The 2,988-nt window shown below is 53.7% G+C and carries 4 protein-coding genes and 3 tRNA genes; all 7 read right to left on the minus strand.

The genetic code is table 11. The features are described 5' to 3' along the window. A partial coding sequence (locus BM300_RS29720) for a GTP-binding protein (RefSeq protein ID WP_256326681.1) occupies positions 1-143 on the minus strand: 143 nt, incomplete at its 3' end. Between the two features lie 84 nt (positions 144-227). Continuing rightward, positions 228-303 (minus strand) — tRNA-Thr (locus BM300_RS29725). 26 nt (positions 304-329) lie between these two features. Then, positions 330-403: transfer RNA gene (locus BM300_RS29730), tRNA-Gly, on the minus strand. 24 nt (positions 404-427) lie between these two features. Continuing rightward, positions 428-512: transfer RNA gene (locus BM300_RS29735), tRNA-Tyr, on the minus strand. 142 nt (positions 513-654) lie between these two features. Beyond that, positions 655-1,110: a hypothetical protein gene (locus BM300_RS29740; protein ID WP_063324138.1), complete on the minus strand. Its 456-nt coding sequence runs from the start codon at positions 1,108-1,110 to the stop codon at positions 655-657. A gap of 8 nt (positions 1,111-1,118) precedes the next feature. Then, a complete protein-coding gene (locus BM300_RS29745) occupies positions 1,119-1,868 on the minus strand; it encodes a pantothenate kinase (RefSeq protein WP_092464715.1) in 750 nt (249 codons plus the stop codon). Next, positions 1,858-2,814, minus strand: a complete 957-nt coding sequence (gene birA / locus BM300_RS29750; RefSeq protein WP_092151219.1) for a bifunctional biotin--[acetyl-CoA-carboxylase] ligase/biotin operon repressor BirA — start codon at positions 2,812-2,814, stop codon at positions 1,858-1,860. Before birA ends, BM300_RS29745 begins: the two co-directional genes overlap by 11 nt. Between the last annotated feature and the right edge of the window lie 174 nt (positions 2,815-2,988).

Genomic DNA, 2,988 nt, shown 5'->3' on the forward strand with positions numbered 1-2,988 from the left:
TCGAAGTCAACCTTGGCCGAACCGAAAACTTCGGAGCAGACACGGGTCAGAGCAGCGGTCAGCGTGGTTTTACCGTGGTCAACGTGACCGATGGTACCGACGTTGACGTGCGGCTTATTACGTTCGAACTTTTCCTTAGCCATCGAAATCACCCCTAGGAGAAGAATTTAGCGAGTCACACAAGCCATTAAAACAAAGGCAGATATTTTCATATCTGCCTTGTTATATGGAGCTCTTGAGCGGATTTGAACCGCTGACCTCACCCTTACCAAGGGTGTGCTCTACCAACTGAGCTACAAGAGCGAAACACTTTGCACAACCTGCAAACTTGGAGCGGGTAGCGGGAATCGAACCCGCATCATCAGCTTGGAAGGCTGAGGTTCTACCACTAAACTATACCCGCGGAGCTTGCAGCTCACGCTAAAAATGGTGGAGGGGGAAGGATTCGAACCTTCGAAGTCGTAGACGTCAGATTTACAGTCTGATCCCTTTGGCCGCTCGGGAACCCCTCCTAAGCGAGCCGGCATTCTATATCATGCCAGCCTTCTGTCAAGCATTTTCTCATTAAAAACCTGAGGTTAGCTGCGTTGACGTCGCTTCGTACCGCTAACCTTTAAAGGTCTTCGCTGCGAAGCGGGCGCCATTCTATGCAAACTACCCAGCGGGTGCAACCCCCTCGCACGGCATTATTTTATGTTTTAACTCATTGAATTCTTTAGAAAGGTTTTGAAGCAACGCTTCATTCACCTTTCCCACGCTTTCCTGGGAAACCTGAACCCAGAACCCCCCACCCTCAGGGGCATTTGGCGAGTTCGGCGCAGCAGAACGACTTACGACGCCCGAGGCAGCCAATCGCTGCTCCAACTGCCTGGCCAGCTCCGGACGAACAAAACCACCCAAGTAAACACAAGTCTTTTGCGCCTCACCGGATTTACCCAGGTCGCGCCTGACAAGCGCATCCGCCGTTTCGCTCAACAGGTGAATATCCTGCTGCGAACCGCGGTACAAACTGAGCGGAGTCACATCCTTGGCGCGAAGCGGGGCCTCCTGCTGATGCCAGATGTAGTAGAAGACATTCAAAACCAGCAACAACAGAAACAACCACCGCATAGAAAACCTCAAGACAAGGGACAGGCCATCGCCAAACCGACAAAAACCAGGTCGGGCACCACCTTGGCATCAGGAACAACCCCGGAAACCAGATTGGCGTCCCCACCCGTGAGAAACACCACGAAATCCTCCCCCCAATATTGCTGCGCCAATTCAAGCTGAGTCAGGACAAACCCCCTGAGCATCAGCATGCAACCGCGCTCGACCGCTTCGACAGTTGTCCGACCTGGAGCGAGACTTTCATGGGCACGCTCGGCAGCCATATCGTCATAGCGAATTCTTCGCGTATGAGTACGCAGTTGGTTACGCATCAAAGGCATGCCCGGACAAATGAATCCACCGAGATGCTCACCATCCGCCGCCACAAAATCAGCCGTAATGGCAGTACCGAAATCAAGGACCAGGCACGCGCCTGAAGCAAGACGGTACCCACCCAGCAAGGCCAACCATCGATCAAGCCCCAACCGCTCGTAATCCTGGTAGCCGTTTTTCACCCCCGCCATTTCTCGGGCAGGCACAGCGCGGGTCACCGACACCCCAAATACATCAACGAGAGAGGCGACCAATGAATCCGTCTCCTCCGGAGTCCTTACACTAACAAGACGACATTTCTTGAGTTGGAACTTCTCGGCATGGCTCAGGCTCACCAGCAAATCGCTGTCAGAGCTGACCACGCCACCTTCGACCGGCGTCACCCCATCGGCACGAAGAACACGCCATTTGATAAAGCTATTGCCGCAGTCAAGCTCAAGAATCATCACGCAACCTCAGGCTGAGCTCACCACCGCTAAAGTTTTTTTCCACACCGTCTACCTTCAAACGCAGCGCACCCTGGTGATCAATGCCCAGCACAATACCGTCAATTTTATTAACACCGGCAATCAGGGAGACAGCCCTGCCCTGCCAAAGATGGTATTGCTCCCACTCCGACTGTATTGCAGCAAACCCCGATGCGTGATGAAGCCTCAGATAGCGCTGAAGCTTCGCACCCAATCGTGCGACCAGCTCATTTCGATCAAAATCCCTTCCTGCCTCAAGACACATGGATGTCCATTGCTGGTCGACCTCATCAGTCGATTGCATATTCACATTAATCCCCACCCCAAGGACAACGTGACAAACGTCCGCAGGATCCCCCACCAACTCAAGCAAGATGCCGGCGATCTTTTTCTCTCCCACCAGGACATCATTAGGCCATTTCAGCCCCGCCTCAGCGATCCCCATATCACGCAGGGCATGCATGACAGCAAGCCCGACGACCAGGCTCAGCCCTTCGATCTGTCGCATACCGCCGTCAATGCGTAGCACTAGGCTGTGGTAGAGGTTTTCGGCGAACGGACTGACCCACTTACGACCACGACGACCACGACCAGCGATCTGTCGCTCAGCCAAAACCATGAACGGCGCCGCCGCCCCACGCTCGATCAAACGCAGCGCCTCGGCGTTGGTCGAGTCAATAGCGTCAAAGATATGGACAGGCCACTCGCGAAGGCCTTTTGCGCAAATCTCTGCAGCATCCAAAAGCACCAGAGGCTTAGCCAACTGATACCCCCTACCTCGAACCTTATGAACAGACAGCCCTATTTCTGCTTCCAAGTGCTGTAATTGCTTCCATACAGCACTACGACTGATACCCAGCGCAGCACCCAGCGCCTGCCCTGAATGAAAGCGACCATCCTTCAGAAGTTTTAGCAACGTGAGCATGCGGACTGCGCCCTGATAATGAGGCCCGCATGATAGCCATGCGCAAGACAGTTGCATAGAAACACAAAATGACTTTCCCGCGGGCAAAACAAAACCCCTACCTGCATCAGCAGATAGGGGTTTCGGAATTTAATCTTGACGATGACCTACTCTCACATGGGGAAACCCCACACT

Origin of the sequence: Pseudomonas sp. NFACC46-3, assembly GCF_900114515.1 — a bacterium.
GTDB classification, from domain to species: Bacteria; Pseudomonadota; Gammaproteobacteria; order Pseudomonadales; family Pseudomonadaceae; genus Aquipseudomonas; species Aquipseudomonas fluorescens_Q.

What these genes read in the sequence shown, in the direction of transcription:
- birA (WP_092151219.1), bottom strand. Translation starts at nt 2,814, where the DNA reads ATGCTCACGTTGCTAAAACTTCTGAAGGATGGTCGCTTTCATTCAGGG.
- BM300_RS29745 (WP_092464715.1), bottom strand. Translation starts at nt 1,868, where the DNA reads ATGATTCTTGAGCTTGACTGCGGCAATAGCTTTATCAAATGGCGTGTT.
- BM300_RS29740 (WP_063324138.1), bottom strand. Translation starts at nt 1,110, where the DNA reads ATGCGGTGGTTGTTTCTGTTGTTGCTGGTTTTGAATGTCTTCTACTAC.